This is a genomic window from Sphingobium quisquiliarum P25, from assembly GCF_000445065.1.
GTDB classification, from domain to species: Bacteria; Pseudomonadota; Alphaproteobacteria; order Sphingomonadales; family Sphingomonadaceae; genus Sphingobium; species Sphingobium quisquiliarum.
In genome coordinates this window covers 1-22,806 of sequence record NZ_ATHO01000026.1, presented here as the reverse complement: position 1 = coordinate 22,806, position 22,806 = coordinate 1, and the positions used below count along the sequence as shown (strand labels likewise).

Sequence of the window (22,806 nt, the reverse complement as noted above, 5' to 3'; positions counted from 1 at the left end):
GCCACTGGGCCGGACGCTAAATCCTGCGAGGCCTGGGAAGGCCATGTGCCGAGCGACGACCCGCAAGCCAGGAGACCTGCCGGCGTCTGGTCGCTCTTGCTTTGGTCCAGGGGATGGCCGGGGCACGGTGTTCCGTCTGAGCGACGCTTCGTGCGGCGGGAGCCGCACCGGCATGCGTGCCGGGCGCACTGGCGTCCGTCCGGCGCGCGCCGCCGGCCGCTTTGCGGAGGCTCCCGTTCCGGTTCGCTGACGCCAACGGACTGGCTCATGAATGCTCTTTCTCCAACTCTCGACCCTCCATCGCAGGGGTCCATACGCCGCCGCGCCACCTGGATGTTTGCCGGGCTGATCGCGGCCAACATCCTTTTGTGGATATGGGCTGGCCTTCTGTTCGCGGGCGATGTGGCGATGCTGGGCACGGCCCTGCTCGCCTGGAGCCTGGGCCTGCGCCATGCGGTGGACGCAGACCATATCGCCGCGATCGACAATGTGACCCGCAAGCTGATGCAAAATGGCGAGCGCCCGCTGACGGTGGGCTTCTGGTTCGCGATCGGCCATAGCGGCATCGTGCTGATCGGCGCGGTGCTGATCGCCACCGCCGCCAGCGCGCTCAGCCGGGTGGAAGCGGCTGGGGAGATTGGCGGCGTCATCGCCACCATCATCTCCGCGACCTTCCTCTTCGCCATCGCCGCCGTGAACCTGATGATCCTGAAATCGGTCTGGTCGGCTTTCAACCATGTCCGCAGGGGCGGGGCCTATACCAGCGAGGACATGGACATGCTGCTGGGGAACCGGGGACTGCTCGCCCGGATTTTCAAGCCGCTTTTCCGGCTGGTGACGCGCAGCTGGCACATGGCGCCGCTCGGTTTCCTGTTCGGCTTGGGCTTCGACACGGCGACGGAGATCGCCATTCTGGGCTTGTCCGCCGGGCAGGCGGCGAGCGGCCTTGCGCTCTCCACCGTCCTTATCTTCCCGCTGCTTTTCGCTGCGGGCATGGCGCTGGTGGACACGGCCGATGGGGCGCTGATGATGGGGGCCTATCAATGGGCGTTCGTGAAGCCCATCCGCAAGCTCTATTACAACATCACCATCACGCTGGTGTCGGCTATCGTCGCCATCGTCATCGGCGGGATAGAGGTGATCGCGCTTCTGGGGGACAAGCTCGGCTTTACGGGAGGCCTCTGGTCGCTGGCCGCCAGCCTTGGCGAGCATTTCAACAGCCTGGGCTTCTTCATCGTCGGCCTGTTCGCCGCCTGCTGGCTGATCAGCTGGGCGATCTACCGCTGGAAGCGCTTCGACGAGATCGATGTCCCCCTCGCACCGCAAGGAAGCATATCATGAACAAGATTCCCGCCACCGTCATCACCGGCTTTCTGGGCGCGGGCAAGACGACCTTGATCCGTCACCTCATCGAAAATGCGGGCGGCCGCCGCATCGCCCTTGTCATCAACGAGTTCGGCGATGTCGGCGTGGACGGCGCGCTGGTGAAGGGCTGCGGCGATGAAGCCTGCCCGGACGACGATATAATCGAGCTTGCCAATGGCTGCATCTGCTGCACCGTGGCGGACGATTTCCTGCCGACCATGCAGCGGCTCCTCGACCGGCCTGTGCCGCCCGACCATATCATCATCGAAACGTCCGGGCTTGCCTTGCCCAAGCCTCTGGTGAAGGCGTTCCAATGGCCCGGCATCCGCACGCGCGCGACCGTGGACGGCGTGGTCGCGCTTGTGGATGCCGACGCGCTCGCCGCAGGGCGCTTCGCCCATGACGAAGCCGCGCTGGCCGCCGCCCGCGCCGCCGATCCCACGCTGGATCATGACAGCCCGATCGAGGAACTGTTCGAAGACCAGCTTGCCTGCGCCGACCTTGTCCTCCTCAACAAGGCCGACCTCGTGGATGCGGCGCGGCTGGAGGAAGTGGAGGACGGGCTGCGGCAGGAAATCCGGTCCGGCGTCAGCATCGTGCGCACCTCCATGGGCCGCATCGATCCGGCGGCTCTGCTGGGCATAGATGCCGCGGTGGAGGATCAGATCGATGGCCGGCCGTCGCATCATGACGGTGAGGAGGATCATGATCATGATGACTTCGACAGCTTCGTGCTGGACCTTGGCGAACTGGACAGTGCGGAACCGCTGCTCGCCGCATTGAACCGGGCCATTGCGGAGCATGACCTGTTGCGCGTCAAGGGCTTCCTGGCGGTCCGGGGCCGTCCCGCCCGCCTCGTCCTCCAATCGGTGGGGCCGCGCGTGCAGCATCATTATGACCGCGCGTGGCAGCCGGACGAGCAGCGCGCTTCCCGGCTCGTCATCATCGGCCAGAGCGGTCTTGACCGCAATGCCATCGCTGCGATGCTCGGTGCAGGGCCGGTCCCCGCCTGATGCATCTGCTGACCGCCACGCCCGGCACCGTTTCGAACGGCGATGAAGCCATCGATCTTGGCCAATCGCCGGGTGATATCGTCGTGCTTACCGTGGCGGACAGCGACCTTGCCTGCCTCGCCAGCGCGGCGGCGGCATTGGGGGATGATGCTCCCTCAGTGCGGCTCGCCAACCTGCTCCAGCTGCGCCACCCCTATTCCGTCGACCTCTATGTCGAAAAGGTCATCGCCCACGCGCGCTTCGTCTGCGTCATCCTGCTAGGCGGCAGGAGCTATTGGCCCTATGGCATTGATGAAATTGCCAGAATGGCGCGGGAGAAGGGGATCGCCTTCGCCGCGATCGCCGACGGGCAGGAACAGGACCCCGATCTGGTCCAGGCCTCGACCCTCCCTCAAGCCAGTTGCGAACGGTTGCGCGACTATATCCGTCAGGGCGGCATCGCCAATGCTGTCAGCTTCCTGAGGGAGGCCGCGCGCCTTGCCGGACTTGATGCAGGAGAAGCGGACGCTCCCGTCCCGGTGGCGGATGCCGGGCTTTATTGGCCCGGTGCGGAGCGCGTGACGCTGGACGAGGTGAAAAGCCGGTGGCGCGAGGGACAACCGACGGTCCTTTTCCTCTTCTATCGCGCCTTGCTGATCGCCGGGACGATGGATGCGGTCGATGCCATGATCTTTCAACTACAAGCCCATGGTCTCAATGTCTTACCAGTGCATGTTCGCGCGCTTCGCGAACCCTTTGCAAGGGATTTCCTGCGTGCGGCGATGACGCAGACGCCGCCGGATGTCATCCTCAATGCCACCGCCTTCGCCGCGTCGGCTCCGGGCGAACCGCGCACGCCGTCCATTCTTGAGCAAGCCGATTGCCCGATCCTCCAGACCGTCTTCGCCAGCGCCGAGGAGCAGGCATGGCAGGCGAGCGCGCGGGGACTTGGCCCCCGCGACCTCGCCATGCATATTGCGCTTCCAGAGGTGGACGGGCGGCTTTTCACCCGCGCCGTGGCGTTCAAGGCGGCCGCTCGCTTCGATGAACGCACCCAGTGCAGCATCATCGTGCCCCAAATTCTTGAAGATCGTGCGAGCTTCACTGCTCAACTCACTGTAAATTGGGCAAAGCTGCGTAAAGCCCGCCCCGGTAAGCGCAGGATCGCCCTTATCCTCGCCAATTATCCGGGCCGGGCCGGACGCATCGGCAATGGCGTGGGGCTTGATACGCCTGCCAGCGCCGCCGCAATCCTGGATGCGCTCGCCGAAGCTGGCTACGATGCCGCTGGAGCGCCGGGCGATGGCGCGGAGCTGATGCAGCGGCTCACCGCAACCGCGCCGCCGGAACGACTGCCCCTGCCGGACTATCAAACAGCCTTTGCAGCTCTACCCCAAGCCGTGCAGGACGCGGTCATATCCCGCTGGGGCCCACCCGAGGCCGACCCGGCCCTGCGCGATGGAGCTTTTTCGATTGCCGTCCATCGCTTCGGCAAGCTGGCCGTGGCTGTTCAGCCCTCGCGCGGCTATGATGTGGACCCGAAATCCAGCTATCACGACCCGGCCCTGCCGCCGCCGCATGCTTATGTTGCCTTCCACTTCTGGCTGGCCAGTCATTTCAAGGCGCATGCCGTCGTGCATGTCGGCAAGCATGGAAATCTGGAATGGTTGCCCGGCAAGGCGATCGCCTTGTCCGAAAACTGTTTCCCCGAAATCTGCGCCGGGCCGGTCCCGCAAATCTATCCCTTCATCGTCAATGATCCGGGCGAGGGCACGCAGGCGAAACGGCGCATCGGCGCTTGCATCATCGATCATCTGACGCCGCCCTTGACCCGCGCCGAAAGCTACGGCCCGCTCAAGGAGCTGGAGGCGCTGGTCGATGAATATTATCTCGCCGCCGGCATGGACCCTCGCCGGTTGGAGACGCTGCGCAAGGATATATTGGCGCTCGCCGCGTCACAGGGGCTAGATAAGGATGCGGGCGCGGAAGGCGGCGGAGACGATGCCTTGGCAGCGATCGACAACTATCTGTGTGACCTCAAGGAAATGCAGATCCGCGATGGGCTGCATATCTTCACCCGGTCGCCAGAAGGAACGCAGCGCCGGGACCTGCTGATCGCGCTCGCCCGCTGCCCGCGCGGGTTGGAGGATGGCGAACGATCATTGCTTGCCGCATTGGCTGATGATCTTTCCCTTGGTTTCAATCCATTGGATTGTGTCATGGGGACGCCGTGGCAAGGTGGCCGCCCGCCGGAGCTTGGCTCTCTGACGCCAGCGCCCTGGCGAACAACGGGCGATACGGTGGAGCGGCTCGAACTGCTCGCTATCCATCTGCTCGATACCAAGGGCGATGCGCCTGGTCCAAGGAGCGCCGCTATCATCAAGGCGTTGCACAGCGGGCTCGCCCCGCGCGTCGACGCCAGCGGACCGGCCGAGAAAGCGGCGCTTCTTGCGGCGCTTGACGGGCGTTTCATCCTCCCCGGCCCTTCCGGCGCGCCCACGCGCGGGCGGCCCGATGTATTGCCGACTGGCCGCAACTTCTACTCGGTGGACACGCGCGCCGTCCCCACCGTAGCCGCCTGGAATCTGGGGCAGCGATCGGCCGAACTGCTGGTCCAGGACTATCTCCAGCGGCAGGGAGAATATCCGCGCGCGATGGCGATTTCCGCGTGGGGCACCGCCAATATGCGCACCGGAGGCGATGATATCGCCCAGGCGCTGGCATTGATGGGCGTGCGTCCGCGCTGGGAATGGTCATCGGGCCGGGTCATCGGCTTTGAGGTGATGAAGATCGCGGAACTCAATCGCCCAAGGGTCGACGTCACCCTGCGCATATCGGGCTTCTTCCGCGACGCCTTCCCTGAACAGGCCGATCTGGTCGACAGCGCCGCCCGCGCGGTGATGGCACTGGACGAGCCGGAGGAGGATAATCCCGCCGCCGCCCGCCACCGTGCCGAAACCGCCCTTCTGATGGCGGAGGGCGCGTCCGAAAAGGCGGCGCTCCGCCGCGCGGGGGCGCGTGTTTTCGGTTCCGCGCCGGGAACTTACGGCACGGGTTTGCAGGCGATGATCGATGAAAGCATCTGGCACGACCGGTCCGACCTTGCGAATATCTATCTCGATTGGGGCGGTCATGCCTATGGCGGCGGCGTGGAGGGAGAGACCGATCGCGCCCTGTTCGCGCGGCGGCTGGCCGAAGCGGACGCACTTATCCAGAATCAGGACAATCGCGAGCATGACCTGCTCGACAGCGATGATTATTACCAGTTCGAAGGCGGGATCGCGGCGGCGGTGGAGCATCTCTCCGGCAAGACGCCGCTCAGCTATCATAATGACCATAGCCGCCCGGAACGGCCGGTCGTACGCACGCTGGAGGATGAGATCGGCCGCGTCGTGCGCGCCCGCGTGACCAATCCCAAGTGGATCGCGGGCATGATGCGCCACGGCTACAAGGGCGCGTTCGAAATCGCCGCCTCGGTCGATTATCTCTTCGCCTTTGCCGCCACCACCCATGGCGTCAAGGATCATCATTTCGACGCCGTCCACGCCGCCTTCATCGAGGATGAAGCCGTCCGCGCCTTCATGGCGGAGGTGAACCCCGCCGCCCTGCGCGAAACCGCCGCCCGCCTGTCGGAAGCGCTTGATCGCGGCCTTTGGCGGCCCCGGTCCAATAGCGCCGCCATGCTCCTTTCCAGCCTCAAGGAAGACCGACCATGATCGAACGCACTCCGGAACAACATGCCGAGAAGATGAAGAAGAAGCAGGCCGCCCATGACAAGATCATGGCGACCAAGACGCAGGAAAAGGGCCTGCTGATCGTCCATACCGGCAAGGGCAAGGGCAAGACGACCGCCGCGCTCGGCATGGTGGTGCGCGCGATCGGCCATGGCAAGAAGGTCGGCGTCGTGCAGTTCGTCAAGGGTGCGATGACCACCGGAGAAAAAGCGGTGTTCGACGCGTTTCCCGATAATGTCACGTTCAAGCCGATGGGCGAAGGCTTCACCTGGAACACGCAGGACCGCACGCGCGATATCGCGCTCACCCGCGAGGCATGGGACGAGGTGAAGCGGATGATCGCCGATCCCGCCTATGACATGGTGCTTGCCGACGAGCTGAACATCGTGCTGCGGTACGACTATCTGCCGCTTGACGAAGTGCTGGAGGCCGTCGCAGGACGTGACCAGATGAAGCATGTCATTGTCACCGGCCGCAACGCTCCCGATGGATTGGTGGAGGCGGCCGATCTGGTCACCGAAATGACGCTGATCAGGCATCCTTTCCGCAGCGGGGTGAAGGCGCAGCCGGGAATAGAATTCTGACATGAGCGGTCCCGCCATCACGCCCATTGACAGCGCCGCGTTCGAAGCGCTGGTCCGAGCGCGGCGGGATGTTCGCCATTTCCGCACTGACCCGCTTGACGAGAGCGACGTGGAATGGCTGCTGAGCATGGCGCATCGCGCGCCGTCTGTCGGTTTGTCGCAGCCCTGGCGCTTCGTGCGGATCGAAACCGCCGGACTTCGCGAACGGCTCGCCCGCCACGTCGATGCTCAGGTCAGCGCGGCGGGAGAGGCGTATGAAGGCGATCAGGACCGCCTTTATCGCAGCCTCAAGCTGCATGGCCTGCGCGAAGCCCCGGTGCTGTTCGCCGTCTATTGTGATGAAGGCACGGAAACCGGGCACCATCTGGGCGCGGTCACCATGCCGGAAGCGCGGCGCTATAGCTGCGTAATGGCCGTTCATACGCTCTGGCTGGCGGCCCGGACCCGTGGCATCGGTATGGGCTGGGTATCCATCATGGAGTCCGAAGACGTAGACGCGATGCTGGATATTCCCGCGAACTGGGCCTGTCTTGGGTTGCTATGTCTGGGCCGCCCGGAAAGCGAAGAGGACGCGCCAGAGCTGGAACGCCGCGGCTGGGAACAGCGGACGGATTGGCGTTCGGTGGTGGTGAAACGCTAAGGATGCGCCGTGCTCCTGCACAGGCTGAAGCGCCAAGCCTCCGATCGCGCTAAGCTTGCCGAAGCCCCTTCCCTTTCATTGGCGAGCGCTCTAAGAGGCGAGGCGGACCGGCCTGCCGGTCCATCGATCGCGTCGGTGCCCCTTTTGGGGCTTAAATGGGAACGCGGTGCGGGAGCTTGCTCCCTAATCCGTGGCTGTCCCTGCAACTGTGAGCGGCGAGCGAGACATGGACGATCGTCTACCGGGCGATCAGCCACTGGAGCAATCCGGGAAGGCCCATGCTTCACGCATTGACCCGCAAGCCAGGAGACCTGCCGCCGCAAAGGTCGCTCTTGCCATGATCCAGGGGATGGTCACGGCTCGGTTCTCCGTTTGAGCGACGAATTTTCGTGCGGCTGCGGCCGTGCCCGGCTGCGTCTCATTACGCACGGGCGCACCGCCGCCATCGTTGCTTGACGCCTGGAGGGCTTTGGAAGTGCAGGACTGGCCGGGGCGCGCGTCCGCTGATCAATCGCCTCATCCGGCGGTGCGGGGATGGTGTCCGACCGCATGGCGGCCGATGATGGCGGGCGACGGCCTGCTGGTCCGTGTCCGCCCCCGCCTTGGCCGGATGAGCCGCAGGCAAGTGCTTGGCCTGTGCGATGCGGCGCTGCGCCATGGCAACGGCCATATCGACCTGACCAATCGCGCGGGGCTACAGATCCGGGGCGTGAAGGAGCGCGACCACGGGGAGCTGGTGCAGGCATTGGCCGCGCTGGGCCTGGTCAATCCAGATGCCAGCCGGGAAGCTGCCGCGCCGGTCATACTGACGCCCGACTGGAGGCCTGACGATGCGTCGGATGTGATCGCCCGCGCGCTGCTGGACCGGATGGACGGATTGCCCCCTCTGCCACCCAAGGTGGGCATCGCCATCGACGCAGGCCCTGCGCCCGCCCTTGCCCATAGCCCCGCCGATTTTCGCATCGAACGGAGCGAGCACGGAGAATTGATTCTCCGGGCCGAGGGGCGTGACAAGGGCATGGCGACGAGCGTGGAAAAGGCCGTGGACAACCTGATCGCGCTCGCCCACTGGTTTGTCCGCAGCGGCGGCGTGAAGGCGGGTCGGATGGCCCGGCATACAGCGCTCCTTCCGCACCCTGCGTCCCATATTCCTGCCGCGTCCCGCTCCCCCTCCGCTGTCATCGAGTTTTGTCCTGGCCGCTTCCATGGCGTGCCCTTTGGCCGGATCGGGGCCGATGCCTTGCGCCGCCTGATGGACCGAGCACACCATGTCCGCCTGACGCCGTGGCGCGGCATCATCCTGGAAGGGGATGATGGACCATCGGATGATCCCGCCAGTCCCTTGCTGAGCGCCGATGCCTGCCCCGGCGCGCCCGCCTGCCCGCAGGCGAGCGTCGGCACCCGCGATCTGGCGGCGCGGCTGGCGCCCTTTGCCTCTGACCTGCATGTGTCGGGCTGCGCCAAGGGCTGCGCGCGGCCGGGCCCGGCAGCCACGGTTCTCATCGGGCACAATGGCTGCTTCGATCTGGCGTTCAACGCCCGTGCGGGATCGCCGCCCGCTCGCTCCGGCCTTGACCCTCAGCAGCTATTTACCCTCTTCGGAGCCTCCTGATGCCGCATGTCTATGAAACCGACGGAGCGGCCATTTACCGCCAATCCTTCCGCACCATCCGGGCGGAGGCGGATCTCGCCCGCTTTGCCGCCGAAGAGGAGCGCGTGGCGGTGCGGATGATCCACGCCGCCGGGCTGGTCGGCCTTGAGGCGCATATCCGCTTTTCTCCTGCCTTCACCCAGTCGGCTATCGGCGCGCTGAATGCCGGAGCGCCCATATTATGCGACGCGCGCATGGTTTCGGAAGGAATCACCCGCACCCGGCTGCCTGCGGCAAACCCGGTCCTGTGCACGCTGCACGACGCGCGGGTGCCCGCCCTTGCCCAAGCCATGGGCAACACCCGGTCCGCCGCCGCGCTGGAGCTGTGGCGGCCTCATCTGGCGGGCGCGATCGTCGCGATCGGCAATGCACCGACTGCGCTTTTCCATCTGCTCAACATGCTGGAGGACCTCGCCTGCCCTCGCCCGGCAGCGATCATCGGCTGCCCGGTCGGCTTCGTCGGCGCGGCGGAATCCAAGGACGCGCTGTGGCAGGCGCAGCCCGTTCCCTGCTGCATCGTCGAAGGACGGCTGGGCGGCAGCGCCATCACCGTGGCGGCCCTCAACGCACTGGCGAGCGCTGCCGAATGAGCGGGACCATCCATGGCGTGGGCCTCGGCCCCGGCGCGCAGGACCTGATGAGCGTTCGCGCGGATCGCCTGATCCGGCAGGCGCGTCACATCGCCTATTTCCGCAAGGCGGGCCGTCCCGGCCACGCCCGGCGCATCGTTGAAGGGATGCTGCGGCCCGACGCGGTGGAATTTGCGATGGAATATCCGGTGACGACGGAAATTCCCTTTTCCGATCCGCGCTACAATGCCTGCCTTGCACCCTTCTATGCGGACTGCGCCGCGCATCTGCACGGCCTGGCGATGCAGGGAGAGGATGTGGTCGTCCTGTGCGAAGGCGACCCCTTTTTCTACGGCAGTTTCATGCATCTGCACAGCCGCCTTTCCGCGCGCGCGCCCGTGCAGATCGTGCCGGGCATCACCGGCATGTCGGGGGCGTGGACGGCCAGCGGCATGCCCATCAGTTGGGGCGATGACGTGCTGACCGTGCTGATGGCGACCCTGTCCGAAGAGGAACTTGTCCGGCGCATCCGCGACACCAACGCGCTAGTCGTCATGAAGATCGGCCGCAACCTCGCCAAGCTCCGCCGCGCCGTCGAAAGCGCAGGCAGGCGGGACTGCGCCTGGCTGGTCGAATATGCCACCATGGCGGACCAGCGGGTCACGCCGCTGGCGCAGGCGGAAGCCGTCACGGGATATTTTTCCATCCTGCTGATCCATGGACAGGGACGGCGGCCATGAGCGGATGGGTGGCGGTCGCTGGACTTGGGCCCGGCGCGGACGCGCTGATCACGCCGGAAGTCACCATGGCGCTGGAGGAAGCGACCGACCTGATCGGCTATGCGCCCTATGTGACGCGGGTGGCCGAGCGGCCCGGCCTGACGCGGCATCCGTCCGACAACCGCGTCGAGCTTGATCGCGCCGCGCATGCGCTGAAGCTTGCCGCAGCGGGGCATCGCGTGGTCGTGGCGTCGTCGGGCGACCCCGGCGTCTTCGCCATGGCGTCGGCCTTGTTCGAAGCGCTGGAAGCTGGTCCCGCCGCCTGGCGCGCGATCGACATTCGCGTCCTGCCCGGCATTACGGCGATGCTCGCCGCTGCCGCGCGGGCGGGCGCGCCGCTGGGCCATGATTTCTGCGCGATCAACCTGTCGGACAATCTGAAGCCATGGGCGTTGATCGAGCGCAGGCTGCGCCTTGCGGTCGAGGCGGACTTCGCCATCGCCTTCTACAACCCCCGTTCCCGGTCGCGTCCCGTAGGTTTCGCCCGGACCCTCGCCATATTGCGGGAAACATGCGAGCCCGGCCGCCTGATCCTCTTCGCGCGTGCTGTCTCGACGCCTCAAGAGGAATTGCGCATCGTCCCGCTGGAACAGGCTACGCCCGAAATGGCGGACATGCGCACGATGGTAATCGTCGGGTCCAGCCGAACCCGCATGATCGATCGCGTCGCCGGGCCGATCCTCTACACGCCGCGCTGGGCCGAATGAGCGAGCCAATAGAGTACATCAGCGACGCTGTGCGTTACCCTGACGTCCGGCAGGGGCGGCCGGTCGATCATCAGCACCGGGATGTCCAGCTCCCGCGCCGCATCCAGCTTGGCTCGCGCGCCCTCGCCGCCCGCGTTTTTGGCGACGACCAGCTCGACCTCATGCGCCCGTATCAGCGCAACTTCGCTCTCCACGGCGAACGGTCCCCGATCCACCAGCAGATGATGACGCGGCAGAGCAGGCGGAACATCGGGCCGATCGATGAAGCGCAGCAGATAATGATGCTGCGGCTGCGCGGTGAAGGCATCCACATGCATCCTTCCGAGCGCCAGCATCACGCGCTGCCGCCTCCCTGCCAGCGCGGCGACGGCCCCCGCAATATCCGGCACATGGCTCCATCGGTCGCCTTCCCCCGCCTCCCATTGCGGGCGGGTGAGCATGACATGGCCGATGTCCGCGAGCCGCGCCGCTTCGGCGGCATGGCGGCTCATCGTCGCGGCAAAGGGATGGGTCGCGTCGACCAGATGCGTCACCCCTTCCAGCCGGAGATAGCGCGTCAGCCCTTCAACCCCGCCAAAGCCGCCTATGCGGAGCGGCACCGGCTGGGCGCGGGGCCGTTCCGTACGCCCCGCATAGCTCAAGGTAGCGCGCAAGCCCCTTTGCGCCGCTGCGGCGGCCAGAGCGCTCGCCTCGGTCGTGCCGCCCAGGATCAGGATGTTGGTCATGGCCGCTGATGCTCCCTGGCTGACGATCATCGGTATCGGCGAGGATGGCGTGACCGGCCTGCCCTCCATCGCGCGCGCGGCGCTGGAGGAAGCACAGTTCATCACCGGCGCCCCTCGCCACCTTGCGCTGCTGCCGCCCCTTAAAGCTGAATGCCATGCTTGGCCAGCGCCGTTCGAGGATGGCGTTGCGCGGCTGCTGACGCGCCGGGGACAGCCAACCGTCATGCTTGCGTCAGGCGATCCCTTCTGGTTCGGCGCGGGCGCCAGCATCACCCGCCATCTTGGGGCCGGAGAGTGGATCGCCTATCCCGGCCCTTCCACCTTCTCGCTCGCCGCCGCGCGGCTTGGCTGGGCCTTGCAGGACACGCTTTGCCATGGACTCCATGCCGCGCCTCTTGCGCGCCTGCGTTCCGATCTGGCGCCAGGGGGCCATGCCATAGTGCTGCTGCGGGACGGGGCGGTGGTGGGGGAGCTTGCGGCATTTCTGACGCGGGAGGGCTTTGGCGCTTCGACCCTCCATGTGATGGAAGCGCTGGGCGGTCCGCGCGAACGTATCCGGCAGGTTCGGGCGGATGACTATGACCTGTCAGATGTCGCTCATCCTGTCGCTGTCGGCATCGACATCGCCGGAGATGGCGGCGTCATGCCGCGCGCCAGCGGCATCGGCGACCAATGGTTTGACCATGACGGCCAAATCACCAAGCGTCCGGTTCGCGCGCTGACCCTGTCTGCACTTGCTCCACGGCCCGGCGAGACATTGTGGGACATTGGCTGCGGGTCCGGCTCTGTCGCAATCGAATGGCTGCTAAGCCATCCCTCGACACAGGCCGTTGCCTTCGAAGCCGATCCTGCCCGCGCCGCTCGCGCCCGCGCCAATGCGGACCGGCTCGGCGTGGACCGGCTGACGATCATCGAGGGCCGTGCTCCAGCAGTGCTCCACGGCCGCGCCCGTCCCGACGCCATTTTCATCGGCGGGGGGCTCAGCAATGAACTGCTGGAAAGGATCATGGATCTAAGGGGCAAACCCACGCGCCTCGTGGCCAATGCGGTGACGCTGGAATCCGAAAGCCTGCTGGCCCATTGGCATGCACGGATCGGGGGAGATCTGCTGCGGATAGAGCTTGCCACAGCCGTACGGCTCGGCACGCGTCGCGGCTGGCGGTCCTCCTATCCACTTGTGCAGTGGAGCGTCATCCTATGATCGTCGCCGGTTTCGGTTGCCGGGACAGCGTAAGCCCTGACGCCCTGCGCGCCGCGCTGGACCTCGCCATTGGAAAGGCTCAGCCTCCCACCGCCCTCGCGACCCTGACGCACAAGGCGCATCTGATCGCCCCGCTCGCGGAAGCGATGGGCCTGCCCCTCCTTTCCATCGATCCTTCCGCCATCACCGGCGTATCGACGCCCACATCTTCCGCCGCCAGCCTTGCCGCCTATCGCACCGGCAGCGTTGCCGAAGCGGTGGCGATGGCCGCTGCGGGCAACGGATCGCGCCTGCTCACACTGCGCGCCATAGCGCCCGGTGGCGGCGCGACATGCGCGCTCGCACAAGGATTTCCCGCATGACAATCCATTTCATCGGCGCGGGTCCCGGCGCGCCCGATCTCATCACCCTGCGCGGGCGCGACCTGATCGCCGCCTCGCCCATATGTCTCTATGCAGGGTCATTGGTCCCCGCCAGCCTGCTCGACCATTGCCCGCCCGGCGCGCGCATCGTCAACAGCGCGCCCATGACGCTGGATGAGATCACGGCCCTGCTTGCCCAGGCGCATGCCGATGGGCTGGATGTCGCCCGCCTCCATTCGGGCGACCTGTCCGTCTGGTCGGCGATGGGCGAACAATTGCGCCGGTTGAAGGCGCTCGGCATTCCCTACAGCATCACGCCCGGCGTCCCGTCCTTCGCAGCTGCCGCCGCAGCGCTGGGCACGGAGCTGACATTACCCGGCGTCGGCCAGTCGGTGGTCCTCACCCGCACCTCCGGCCGGGCAAGCGCCATGCCGCCGCGCGAAACCCTGGCGGCTTTCGGCGCGAGCGGAGCGACGCTGGCCATCCACCTGTCGATACACGCGCTGGATCGGGTCGTTGCGGATCTTGTGCCGCTCTACGGCCCCGATTGTCCCGCCGCCATCGTCTGGCGGGCAAGCTGGCCCGATGAAAAGATCGTCCGCGCCACTTTGGGCACCATGGTGGAGGCGGCTGAGGGCGGGCCTGAACGCACTGCCCTGATCCTGGTCGGACCAGTGCTGGACGACAGCGGCTTTGCCGACAGCAGCCTTTATGCGCCGGGCTATGACCGCCGTTTCCGCCCGGCGTCCACGGACTCGCGCTTTGCCGGTCCGCAGGAATGACTCCCGGCCTTCTCATCGGCGCGCCGCGCTCAGGCTCCGGCAAGACGGTCGTCACGCTGGGCCTGATCCGCGCCTTGACGCGAGCAGGCATCAGAGTGCAGGCCTATAAATGCGGGCCTGACTATATCGACACGGCCTTTCACTCTCAAGCAAGCGGCCGGCCCGCCTTCAACCTCGATAGCTGGGCGATGGACGGCCCGCTGATCCATTCGCTCTCGGCGCTGGCAGAGGATACAGACCTCGCCATAGCCGAAGGCGTGATGGGGCTGTTCGACGGAGCCGAGGCTCCCGGCATCAGCGGAAACGGCAGCAGCGCCGATATCGCCGCCATGCTGGGCTGGCCCGTCCTGCTCGTCATCGACGTGACCGGGCAGAGCCAGTCGGCCGCCGCCCTTGCCCATGGTTTCCGCACCATGCACCTGGACATAAGTGTCGCCGGAGTGATCCTGAACCGGGTGGGAAGCGATCGCCATGACCGCATGATCCGCCGTGCCATGGAAGCGATTGCCATGCCGGTGCTTGGCTCCATCCCCCGCGATGCCAGCCTCGGCCTGCCCGAACGGCATCTCGGTCTGGTTCAGGCGGGCGAGTTGGCCGAGTTGGAGGCACGCATGGACGCACTTGCCGACCGCCTCGCCACCCATGTAGATCTTGCTGGGTTACGCTCCCTTGCTGGCGCACGTCCACTCGCTCGGGCGCACGCTCTCTGCCCTCCACCGGGCCAGCGCATCGCACTGGCGCAGGACGCGGCTTTCTCCTTCACCTATGCCCATATGGTCCAGGGATGGCTGGAAGCGGGAGCGGAAATCCTGCCCTTCTCTCCCCTCGCCGATGAAGCGCCTGCTGCCCATGCCGATACGGTCTGGCTGCCGGGCGGCTATCCTGAGCTGCATGCTCCCGCGCTTGCCGGTGCTCATCGGTTCCTTGCGGGCCTGCGCCGCCATGCACAGGATCGCCCCATCCATGGCGAATGCGGCGGTTATATGGTGCTGGGTGAAGCGCTGATCGATGCTGATGGGCATGCCCATGCGCTGGCGGGATTGCTGGGCCTTGTCACCAGCTTCGCGCAACGCCGTCTGCACCTTGGCTATCGCCGCGCAAAGCTGTTCGCGCCGATGGGCGGCTATGCAGCGGGCACGCTACTGAATGGCCATGAGTTTCATTACTCAACAGTTATGGAACAGCCCGACGAACCGCTCGCCCATGTCACCGACGCCGCGGGAAAGGACATCGCCTCAACCGGATCGCGGCGAGGCCATGTCACTGGCAGCTTTTTTCACCTGATGGCAGGCGCGGCATGATCCGGCTGTTACTGATCGGCATCGGCACGGGCAATCCCGATCACCTCACGCGCGCGGCGGTCAAGGCGATGAATGAGGCCGACCTCATCCTCCTCCCCCGCAAGGGCGATGCGAAATCGGACCTGATCGATCTGCGCCGGGCCATCTGTGCGCAGGTGCTGACCGGCCCCACCCGGATCGTCGAATTCGACATGCCCGTACGCGCGGTGGAGCCTGCCTATCTCGACGCCGTTGCCGCCTGGCACAACGCCATCGCCGACCGATGGATGGAGCAGGCTGCGCTTCACCTGCCCGGCGGCGGCACGCTGGCATTGCTGGTCTGGGGCGATCCGTCCCTTTATGACAGCAGCCTGCGGATCGCCGCGCGTCTGGGCGGCCAGATTAGCATCCGCGTCATTCCCGGCATCACCAGCATCCAGGCGCTGACGGCGGCCCATGGCATATGTCTCAATCGCCTCGCGGAGCCAGTGCTGATCACAACGGGCCGCCGCCTGCGGGACGATGGATGGCTAGCGGGGGTGGACGACATTGTCGTGATGCTGGATGGGCATTGCGCCTTCCGCACGCTTCCGCCCGAAGGCATTCATATCTGGTGGGGCGCTTATCTGGGCATGGATTGCGAGGAACTGGCGGAAGGACCGTTAAGCGAAACCGGCCCATCCATCATCGAAAGGCGCGCGGCGCTGCGCGAGCGCCATGGCTGGATCATGGACGTCTATCTGCTGCGCCGTGCCGGATTCAACTGACCGGCGAGCAGAGTTCGGCCATCGGCTTGTTGATGACGGCACGCGCCGCGTCGAACGATCCCATGACGGCGCGGCGGCGAAACTCGGCCGCCATCGCCTGATGCATGGTGCGGGCATAAGGGTCAGCCGTCGTCGCCGCCAACTGCTCGTGCATTCTGGCCCGCTCCAGACATTCCTGTGCGCTAAGGGCATTGGTCATGAACCGCACTCCTGCTGTCCTGCCGCCATGGGAGAGACTCGGAGGCCAGCGCCGACCGGACCACGAGCATCGCCATATCGCGCGGAATTTACGCCTCCCGCAGGACGATTGGAAATGGAATCTTGATGTGCCCGCGCCGCATGGCCGCATCCCGCACCGCTTCAACGCATCCAGTCGTCCTGCGGATTGCAGCGGTGGCTTTTCAGCTCCTTTCGCGTCTCCGCATCGACCTCGCTCAGCGCCACTTCATAGCCCCACAGATTGGCAAGGCTCTGCAAGACCAGCAACGCATCCGATGAGTCGAGCACCACACCATCATTCACCGCATGCTCCAGCATCAGCGTCCGGTCCCCGGCCAGGTCGACATCGACCACCTGGATATCCGGCTCCTGCCGCGCAATATCATATTCGCGGGCGAGCGCGCGGCGGATGCGCCTGTAGCCGCGCTCGTCATGAATGGCGTCGACCCGCACCTCTGCTTCGCCTTCATGGTCCAATATCTTGAACAGCCGCCACTGCCGGATCAGATGGGGGCTGAGGAACTGCGACACGAAACTTTCATCGCGATAATTGGCCCAGATATCCTTCAGCACCTCGACGGGATCGCCTGACCCGGCGATGTCGCCGAACCATTCGCGGTCCTCCTGCGTCGGATCGATGCAGATCCGCTCCACGTCCGACATGATGCCGAAACCCAGCGCATAGGGGTTGAACCCGCCAAATTGCCCGGAATCATAAGTCGGCTGATAGACGACATTGGTGTGCGACTGGAGAAACTCCATGAACGCGCCGTCAGTGATCCAGCCGCGATCATGCAGCGCCGTCATGATGCGGTAATGGGTATAGGTGGCCGCGCCCTCGTTCATCGCCTTCGTCTGGCGCTGCGGATAGAAATATTGCGCGATCAGGCGGACGATGCGCAGCACCTCGCGCTGCCAGCTTTCCAGGCGCGGGCCGGTCTTTTCCAGGAAATAGAGGATATTTTCCTGCGGCAGGCCGAGCGCGGCGCGGCGCTGGCCGGCGGGCACCGTATCGGCCCTGGTCCCAACCGGCACTGTCCGCCACAGATCGTCATAGATGCGATCGCGATAGGCCTGCCGCTCCGCCTCGCGCGCGGCTTCCGCCTTCAGGTCGCGCGGGCGCACGCGGGGATAGCGGTGCACGCCCTGGTTCATCAGCGCGTGGGCGGCGTCCAGCACCCGCTCCACCGCCAACTGGCCATAGCGCTCCTCGCAACTGGCGATGTAGCGCTTGGCGAACTCCAGATAATCCAGAATGCCGTCCGCATCGGTCCACTGCCGGAACACATAATTATTCTTGAAGAAATGATTATGCCCGAATGCCGCATGGGCGATGACCAGCGTCTGCATGGTCGCGCTATTTTCCTGCATCAGATAGTTGATGCATGGATTGCTGTTGATCACCAGTTCATAGGCAAGGCCGCGCAGCCCCTTGCGATACAGCATTTCATTGGTCACGAACTGCTTGCCGAACGACCAATGCTTGTAGAAAAGCGGCATGCCGATGGACGAATAGGCGTCCAGCATCTGTTCGGCGCTGATCACTTCTATCTGGTTGGGATAGATGTCGAGCTTCATTTCCTGAAGCGCGATCGGTTCCACCGTGTCATAGATGCGGTTGATCAGCGTGAAGTCCCAGTCGCTGCCGGTAAACAGCGGTTCGGGCGCGATCGCCGCCTTCAACTCCGCGCCCTTTCGCTGACGCCCCTGCGCTGGAACAGCTCCCGGAACACGGGATAGATTTCGCGGCGGTGCGACACCTTGCGCATCGCGAAATGCGGATTCGCCGCCATGACGGGTGCATAGGCGTCCCACAGACCAGTGGTTGACGTCGCGCTTTCGAACGACGCGAACTCTTCGCGCCCGACTTCCAGATAGGCGACATATTGGGCGATCGGCAGGATTTCGTCCTGCATCAGGCTCACCACCCGCGCATTGTCCGACGCCAGCGTGTCGCCGTCAGATGCCTGCGCCACATAGATGTTCCAGTCGGCGGGATTATAGCGCTCCTTGATCACCTCCAGCAGCTTGTCGAGCGCGCTCGACACCAGCGTCCCGCCGGTGACGGTGCTATAGAAGAAAGTCTGCTCGTCCACCTCCGCCGCACGGTCGGTATGGTGGATGAACACCACCTCGACATGCTCATAGCAGCGCGACAGGAACAGGTGCAGCAGCGCGAAGAAGCGCTTCGCCAGATCCTTCATATGCGCCGTCATGGAGCCTGACACGTCCATCAGGCAGAACATGACCGCCTGCGCCACTGGGCGGGGGACTGGTTCGAACCGGCGGAAACGCAGGTCCACCGGATCGATATAGGCGATCAGGTTGCGGCGGCGGATGACATGGGCGCGCTCCTCGCGCAGCCGTTCCAGCGTCACCGCATCGTCGGGCAGCGGCGGTTTGCGTGCCTCGATCTCCGCAATCTCCTCTTCCAGCCTGCGCAGCTCGCCGCTGCTGGGCCGCCGCAGCGCCAGCCTGCGGGACAGGGCCTTTTGCATGGTGCGCGGGACGGACAGGTTGGACGGGTTGCCGATGGTCGAATAGCCAGCGCGCCTTATGCCTTCGATCTTGCCGGCCACCAGCCGCTTCTTGGCCATGTCCGGCAGTTCCAGATCATCGAGAAACAGGTCCAGAAATTCCTCGCGGGACAGGGCGAAGCGGAAATCATCCTCACCCTCTCCTTCACCCGGCTGAGAACCGCTGCCCGATCCGCCGTCCGGCCGCTTGATCCTGTCGCCTTCCACGAATTCGCGATTGCCCGGCAGCACCCTTTCCCTGTTGCCGCCCTTGGCAGCGCGATGGAGCGTGGGTTCGTGGATGGCGTCGCGGCGGATGGTGATCTGGCCCTCCTTGGCCAGATCCTTGATGCTGCGGTCCTTCAGGCTCTCGCGCACCGCCTGACTGACATAGGCCCTGGCCCGCCGCAGGAAGCGTTGCCGGTTGACCAGGCTCTTGCCCCCAGGGTTCAGCCGTCTGTCGACTATGTGCATGCGCGCCCGAGCGCCTCCTTCAACCAGCCTGCTTGACGCGGATATACCATTCGACCAGCCGCCGGACCTGCCGCTCCGTATAGCCGCGTTCGACCATGCGGGAAACGAACTCGTCATGCTTCATCGCGGTTTCGCCGTCGCGCTTCGACCCGAAGCTGATCACCGGCAACAGGTCCTCCACCTGGCTGAACATCCGCTTTTCAATGACTTCGCGGATCTTCTCGTAAGATGTCCAGCTCGGATTGCGCCCATCATTGCTGGCCCGCATGCGCAGCGCGAACTTCACTACCTCGTTGCGGAAATCCTTTGGGTTGGCGATGCCTGCGGGCTTCTCCGTCTTCGTCAGTTCCTGGTTGATGACCTCCCGGTCGAGCAATTGTCCGGTGTCCGGGTCCTTGAAGTCCAGATCCTCTATCCACGCATCGGCATAGGCGACATATCGGTCGAACAGATTCTGGCCATAGTCATTGTAGGATTCCAGATAGGCCTTCTGGATCTCATTGCCGATGAACTCGGCATAGCGTGGCGCCAGTTCGCCCTTGATGAACTCCAGATAGCGCGCCTCCACCTCGGCCGGGAACTGTTCCTGCCGCACCATGCCTTCCAGCACATACATGAGGTGGACGGGATCCGCCGCGATCTCGCTGGTGTCGTGGTTGAAGGTGGCCGACAGGGCCTTGAAGGCGAAGCGGGTGGAAATGCCCGACATGCCCTCATCCACGCCAGCGGCATCGCGATATTCCTGGATGCTTTTCGCGCGCGGATCGATCTCCCGCAGCATCTCGCCGTCATAGACGCGCATCTTGGAATAAAGGTTGCTGTTCTCATGCTCGCGCAATCGCGTCAGCACCGAAAAGCGCGCCAGCATGTCCAGCGTGCCGGGCGCGCAAGGGGCCTTGTTCAGGTCGGATTCGCGCAGCAGCTTTTCATAAACGTGCCGCTCCTCGGTCGCTTGCAGCGAATAGGGCACCTTGATCACATAGATGCGGTCGATGAAGGCTTCGTTATTCTTGTTGTTCTTGAAATTGGCCCATTCCGATTCATTGCTATGGGCCATGATGATGCCGGTGAAGGGGATCGCGCCGATATTCTCGGTGCCGATATAATTGCCCTCCTGCGTCGCCGTCAGCAGCGGGTGCAGCATCTTGATCGGCGCCTTGAACATCTCGACGAACTCAAGCATGCCCTGATTGGCGCGGTTGAGCCCGCCCGAATAGCTGTAGGCGTCGGGATCGTTCTGCGACAGCATTTCCAGCTTGCGGATGTCGACCTTGCCCACCAGCGAGCTGATGTCCTGATTGTTCTCGTCGCCCGGTTCGGTCTTGGCGATCGCGATCTGCCGCATGCGCGATGGCATCAGGCGGATGACCTTGAACTGGGAGATATCGCCGGAAAACTCGTCCAGCCGCTTGCGCGCCCATGGGCTGATCATGCCGGTCAGGCGGCGGCGCGGGATGCCGTAATTATCCTCGATAAACGCCCCATGCGTCTCCGAGTCGAACAGGGCGAGCGGACTTTCGAAAATGGGGCTGATCTCGTCCCCGGCCTTCAACGCATAGATGGGGTAGCTTTCCATCAGCGCCTTCAACCGTTCGGCCAGCGACGATTTGCCGCCACCGACAGGTCCGAGCAGGTAGAGGATCTGCTTGCGCTCCTCCAGGCCCTGGCTCGCGTGGCGCAGGAAGCTGACGATATGTTCGATCGTCGCCTCCATGCCGTAGAAATTGGCGAAGCTCTTGTAGCGGCGGATGGTGCGGTTCATGAAGATCCGTCCAAGCCGCTGGTCGCGCGATGTATCGATGATTTCGGGCTCGCCTATGGCAGCCAGCAATCGCTCCGGTGCTGATGCATGCATCAAAGGATCATTGCGGCATCCCAGCAAATAATCCTCGATCGACATCTCGGCCTGACGCCGTTCGTCAAAGTTCCGCGTGAAGCTCGAAAACAGTTCGTTTTTCGTCACTGACGACTCCCGCCGCAGTAGTCATATGACGAATATAATATGTATGGGCCTGTAAAAACAGGCCTATACGGAGAGAGGACCGGAAAAAATTATCCCTGCACATTCGAAGAGTTTGCGACAAAGGGGTAGGCGGTCCCGATTTCGGCTCCCTTCCGGCTTTGGTGTAAAAGCCGTTCACCCCGAATGCGAAAAAGGATAAGATAGGCGGCGAGGCCGAAGGGCATGGAGGCGCGCGATGACATCCATCCTGCTTCACGTCCACGACGATAGTGGCGCGGAAAGCCGGCTTCAGGCGGCTTGCGACATCGCCCGCGCGGCGCATGCGCATATCAATTGCGTGCAGGTCACATCCATGCCGGGCCTGATCGCATCCGACCTTTATGGCGGCGCGTCGATGGCGCCCGCGATTGCGGCGGAACTGCAAGAGATCGATGCCCGGCTGCGCACCCGCATGGAGGAAAGGCTGCGGCGCGAAGGCGTCAGTTGGGACTGGCGTCAGGCCGAAGGCGACCTGGTGCATGGGCTGCTGTCCGCCTCCGCGCTCAGCGACCTCATGATCGTCACCCTTCCGGCCGGGCCAAGGCGCGAGATGAGCGACCCGCCGCACATCGTCGATGATCTGGCGCTGGGCGGCCGCACGCCGGTGCTGGCGGTTCCACAGGCGGCGCGAGGCATGGCGGTGACCGGCCGCGCGCTCGTCGCCTGGGACGGGTCCCAGCAAGCGTCCGTCGCGCTGCGCATGGCCGTGCCTTTCCTCAAGCTGGCGGAGGAGGTGAATGTCGTTACCGTGGAGGAAGCGGGCAAATATCCCTTTCCGTCCACCGATGCGCCGGAATATCTCGCCCGCCACGGTATCAAGTCGCAGCTTCACGTCTGGCCGCGCGACGGCCGGTCCGTCGAGACGGCGCTCCAGGCTGCGATCGGCGTGCTCAGCCCCGACTGGATGGCGATGGGCGCATATGGCCACAGCCGCCTGCGCGAACTGGTCTTTGGCGGCGTTACCCGGTCGATGCTGCGGCAGGCGCGCGTTCCCCTGCTGCTCGCGCACTAAGCCTATTGCGGCGAACGCGCTCGTCAACTGCAACCAAAATGGATCGGCCATTTACGCCTTCGAACCGGCCCGTGAACCTTTGCGCCTTCGCGGGTGCGCAAAAAGGAGCCGGAAGCCGCGCATTTCCGCCCTTAATCGCGATTAATCTTCCTATCCTTCCTGGGACCAAAATGGCTTCATCTGCCGTCCCCTTATCCCTTCGGAATCTTTAGGAATCTCCTTGTGGAGCGGTTGGGTCAAAAGTCCTGCCGCTCCGGGGCAAGCAGGGCTTTGCGTAGGCGCAAGCCCCAAGGGGATCGATATGCAATTGGGGGCGAAAGCCAGGCTGATGATGATCGCGGGAACGCTTGCCGCGCTCCTGTTCCTTGCGCTTGGCATCCGTGAGTTGCAGCGCGCCTCCGCCGCGTCCCGCCCGCCCCTCGCCGCTGCCGGAGCGGCGTCCAGC

Annotated in this window: 20 protein-coding genes and 2 riboswitches; of the genes, 15 read left to right on the top strand and 5 right to left on the bottom strand. The window is 64.8% G+C overall.

From position 1 onward, the window contains the following. A riboswitch (cobalamin riboswitch) is annotated at positions 1 to 98 on the top strand. This riboswitch is flagged as partial in the annotation. 169 nt (positions 99 to 267) lie between these two features. From L288_RS25880 to cobJ, 9 genes are all read left to right on the top strand, one after another. After that, entirely contained in the window at positions 268 to 1,341 is a 1,074-nt protein-coding gene (locus L288_RS25880; protein ID WP_031303904.1) for a HoxN/HupN/NixA family nickel/cobalt transporter, read from the top strand. Then, entirely contained in the window at positions 1,338 to 2,378 is a 1,041-nt protein-coding gene (gene cobW / locus L288_RS25875; protein WP_021237041.1) for a cobalamin biosynthesis protein CobW, read from the top strand. Before L288_RS25880 ends, cobW begins: the two co-directional genes overlap by 4 nt. Continuing rightward, positions 2,378 to 6,073, top strand: a complete 3,696-nt coding sequence (cobN, locus tag L288_RS25870) for a cobaltochelatase subunit CobN (protein WP_021237040.1) — start codon at positions 2,378 to 2,380, stop codon at positions 6,071 to 6,073. Before cobW ends, cobN begins: the two co-directional genes overlap by 1 nt. After that, positions 6,070 to 6,675: a cob(I)yrinic acid a,c-diamide adenosyltransferase gene (gene cobO / locus L288_RS25865; RefSeq protein WP_021237039.1), complete on the top strand. Its 606-nt coding sequence runs from the start codon at positions 6,070 to 6,072 to the stop codon at positions 6,673 to 6,675. The genes cobN and cobO overlap by 4 nt, the downstream gene beginning before the upstream one ends. A 1-nt stretch (position 6,676) precedes the next feature. Further along, positions 6,677 to 7,315, top strand: coding sequence for a 5,6-dimethylbenzimidazole synthase (bluB, locus tag L288_RS25860; RefSeq protein ID WP_021237038.1), 639 nt, complete (start codon positions 6,677 to 6,679; stop codon positions 7,313 to 7,315). Between the two features lie 116 nt (positions 7,316 to 7,431). Then, positions 7,432 to 7,648: riboswitch (cobalamin riboswitch) on the top strand. Between the two features lie 226 nt (positions 7,649 to 7,874). Beyond that, positions 7,875 to 8,927: a hypothetical protein gene (locus L288_RS25855; protein ID WP_021237037.1), complete on the top strand. Its 1,053-nt coding sequence runs from the start codon at positions 7,875 to 7,877 to the stop codon at positions 8,925 to 8,927. Beyond that, positions 8,927 to 9,556, top strand: a complete 630-nt coding sequence (locus L288_RS25850; RefSeq protein WP_021237036.1) for a precorrin-8X methylmutase — start codon at positions 8,927 to 8,929, stop codon at positions 9,554 to 9,556. The genes L288_RS25855 and L288_RS25850 overlap by 1 nt, the downstream gene beginning before the upstream one ends. Beyond that, positions 9,553 to 10,275, top strand: a complete 723-nt coding sequence (gene cobI / locus L288_RS25845) for a precorrin-2 C(20)-methyltransferase (RefSeq protein ID WP_021237035.1) — start codon at positions 9,553 to 9,555, stop codon at positions 10,273 to 10,275. The genes L288_RS25850 and cobI overlap by 4 nt, the downstream gene beginning before the upstream one ends. Beyond that, complete coding sequence (gene cobJ / locus L288_RS25840) at positions 10,272 to 11,021, top strand: precorrin-3B C(17)-methyltransferase (RefSeq protein ID WP_021237034.1); 750 nt, start codon at positions 10,272 to 10,274, stop codon at positions 11,019 to 11,021. The genes cobI and cobJ overlap by 4 nt, the downstream gene beginning before the upstream one ends. Here cobJ and L288_RS25835 read toward each other — a convergent pair. Next, the gene (locus tag L288_RS25835; RefSeq protein WP_021237033.1) at positions 10,997 to 11,746 is read right to left on the bottom strand and encodes a cobalt-precorrin-6A reductase; all 750 of its coding nucleotides are present in this window, start codon (positions 11,744 to 11,746) and stop codon (positions 10,997 to 10,999) included. The two genes, cobJ and L288_RS25835, sit on opposite strands and share 25 nt — an antisense overlap. On the opposite strand from L288_RS25835, the gene cbiE reads away from it, so the two are divergent. From cbiE to cobF, 5 genes are read left to right on the top strand one after another with little or no spacing between them, the layout of a single operon-like run. Beyond that, positions 11,745 to 12,947 carry a precorrin-6y C5,15-methyltransferase (decarboxylating) subunit CbiE gene (cbiE, locus tag L288_RS25830; RefSeq protein WP_021237032.1) on the top strand — a complete coding sequence of 401 codons (1,203 nt, stop codon included), beginning with the start codon at positions 11,745 to 11,747 and terminating at the stop codon, positions 12,945 to 12,947. The two genes, L288_RS25835 and cbiE, sit on opposite strands and share 2 nt — an antisense overlap. Beyond that, the gene (locus L288_RS25825) at positions 12,944 to 13,309 is read left to right on the top strand and encodes a cobalamin biosynthesis protein (protein WP_021237031.1); all 366 of its coding nucleotides are present in this window, start codon (positions 12,944 to 12,946) and stop codon (positions 13,307 to 13,309) included. The genes cbiE and L288_RS25825 overlap by 4 nt, the downstream gene beginning before the upstream one ends. Continuing rightward, positions 13,306 to 14,091, top strand: coding sequence for a precorrin-4 C(11)-methyltransferase (gene cobM / locus L288_RS25820; protein ID WP_021237030.1), 786 nt, complete (start codon positions 13,306 to 13,308; stop codon positions 14,089 to 14,091). The genes L288_RS25825 and cobM overlap by 4 nt, the downstream gene beginning before the upstream one ends. Next, positions 14,088 to 15,392: a cobyrinate a,c-diamide synthase gene (locus L288_RS25815; RefSeq protein ID WP_021237029.1), complete on the top strand. Its 1,305-nt coding sequence runs from the start codon at positions 14,088 to 14,090 to the stop codon at positions 15,390 to 15,392. The genes cobM and L288_RS25815 overlap by 4 nt, the downstream gene beginning before the upstream one ends. Then, positions 15,389 to 16,138, top strand: coding sequence for a precorrin-6A synthase (deacetylating) (gene cobF, locus L288_RS25810; protein ID WP_021237028.1), 750 nt, complete (start codon positions 15,389 to 15,391; stop codon positions 16,136 to 16,138). Before L288_RS25815 ends, cobF begins: the two co-directional genes overlap by 4 nt. Here cobF and L288_RS43585 read toward each other — a convergent pair. From L288_RS43585 to L288_RS25795, 4 genes are all read right to left on the bottom strand, one after another. Further along, the gene (locus L288_RS43585; protein WP_030541149.1) at positions 16,131 to 16,337 is read right to left on the bottom strand and encodes a hypothetical protein; all 207 of its coding nucleotides are present in this window, start codon (positions 16,335 to 16,337) and stop codon (positions 16,131 to 16,133) included. The genes cobF and L288_RS43585 overlap by 8 nt on opposite strands. A gap of 161 nt (positions 16,338 to 16,498) precedes the next feature. Further along, positions 16,499 to 18,040 carry a SpoVR family protein gene (locus tag L288_RS25805; protein WP_021237026.1) on the bottom strand — a complete coding sequence of 514 codons (1,542 nt, stop codon included), beginning with the start codon at positions 18,038 to 18,040 and terminating at the stop codon, positions 16,499 to 16,501. Beyond that, positions 18,037 to 19,347, bottom strand: a complete 1,311-nt coding sequence (locus L288_RS25800) for a YeaH/YhbH family protein (protein WP_021237025.1) — start codon at positions 19,345 to 19,347, stop codon at positions 18,037 to 18,039. The genes L288_RS25805 and L288_RS25800 overlap by 4 nt, the downstream gene beginning before the upstream one ends. A gap of 19 nt (positions 19,348 to 19,366) precedes the next feature. Continuing rightward, entirely contained in the window at positions 19,367 to 21,310 is a 1,944-nt protein-coding gene (locus tag L288_RS25795; protein ID WP_021237024.1) for a PrkA family serine protein kinase, read from the bottom strand. A gap of 235 nt (positions 21,311 to 21,545) precedes the next feature. On the opposite strand from L288_RS25795, the gene L288_RS25790 reads away from it, so the two are divergent. Next, on the top strand, positions 21,546 to 22,361 hold the full coding sequence (locus L288_RS25790) for a universal stress protein (RefSeq protein ID WP_021237023.1): 816 nt from the start codon (positions 21,546 to 21,548) through the stop codon (positions 22,359 to 22,361). The last annotated feature ends 445 nt before the right edge of the window (positions 22,362 to 22,806 follow it).

Excerpts from the sequence above, each read along its gene's own strand:
- bluB (WP_021237038.1), top strand. The coding sequence starts at position 6,677 with ATGAGCGGTCCCGCCATCACGCCCATTGACAGCGCCGCGTTCGAAGCG.
- cobM (WP_021237030.1), top strand. The coding sequence starts at position 13,306 with ATGACAATCCATTTCATCGGCGCGGGTCCCGGCGCGCCCGATCTCATC.
- L288_RS25825 (WP_021237031.1), top strand. The coding sequence starts at position 12,944 with ATGATCGTCGCCGGTTTCGGTTGCCGGGACAGCGTAAGCCCTGACGCC.
- cobJ (WP_021237034.1), top strand. The coding sequence starts at position 10,272 with ATGAGCGGATGGGTGGCGGTCGCTGGACTTGGGCCCGGCGCGGACGCG.
- cobF (WP_021237028.1), top strand. The coding sequence starts at position 15,389 with ATGATCCGGCTGTTACTGATCGGCATCGGCACGGGCAATCCCGATCAC.
- L288_RS43585 (WP_030541149.1), bottom strand. The coding sequence starts at position 16,337 with ATGACCAATGCCCTTAGCGCACAGGAATGTCTGGAGCGGGCCAGAATG.
- L288_RS25850 (WP_021237036.1), top strand. The coding sequence starts at position 8,927 with ATGCCGCATGTCTATGAAACCGACGGAGCGGCCATTTACCGCCAATCC.
- L288_RS25790 (WP_021237023.1), top strand. The coding sequence starts at position 21,546 with ATGACATCCATCCTGCTTCACGTCCACGACGATAGTGGCGCGGAAAGC.
- cobI (WP_021237035.1), top strand. The coding sequence starts at position 9,553 with ATGAGCGGGACCATCCATGGCGTGGGCCTCGGCCCCGGCGCGCAGGAC.
- L288_RS25855 (WP_021237037.1), top strand. The coding sequence starts at position 7,875 with ATGATGGCGGGCGACGGCCTGCTGGTCCGTGTCCGCCCCCGCCTTGGC.
- L288_RS25835 (WP_021237033.1), bottom strand. The coding sequence starts at position 11,746 with ATGACCAACATCCTGATCCTGGGCGGCACGACCGAGGCGAGCGCTCTG.
- cobW (WP_021237041.1), top strand. The coding sequence starts at position 1,338 with ATGAACAAGATTCCCGCCACCGTCATCACCGGCTTTCTGGGCGCGGGC.
- cbiE (WP_021237032.1), top strand. The coding sequence starts at position 11,745 with ATGGCCGCTGATGCTCCCTGGCTGACGATCATCGGTATCGGCGAGGAT.
- cobN (WP_021237040.1), top strand. The coding sequence starts at position 2,378 with ATGCATCTGCTGACCGCCACGCCCGGCACCGTTTCGAACGGCGATGAA.
- L288_RS25880 (WP_031303904.1), top strand. The coding sequence starts at position 268 with ATGAATGCTCTTTCTCCAACTCTCGACCCTCCATCGCAGGGGTCCATA.
- L288_RS25815 (WP_021237029.1), top strand. The coding sequence starts at position 14,088 with ATGACTCCCGGCCTTCTCATCGGCGCGCCGCGCTCAGGCTCCGGCAAG.
- L288_RS25800 (WP_021237025.1), bottom strand. The coding sequence starts at position 19,347 with ATGCACATAGTCGACAGACGGCTGAACCCTGGGGGCAAGAGCCTGGTC.
- cobO (WP_021237039.1), top strand. The coding sequence starts at position 6,070 with ATGATCGAACGCACTCCGGAACAACATGCCGAGAAGATGAAGAAGAAG.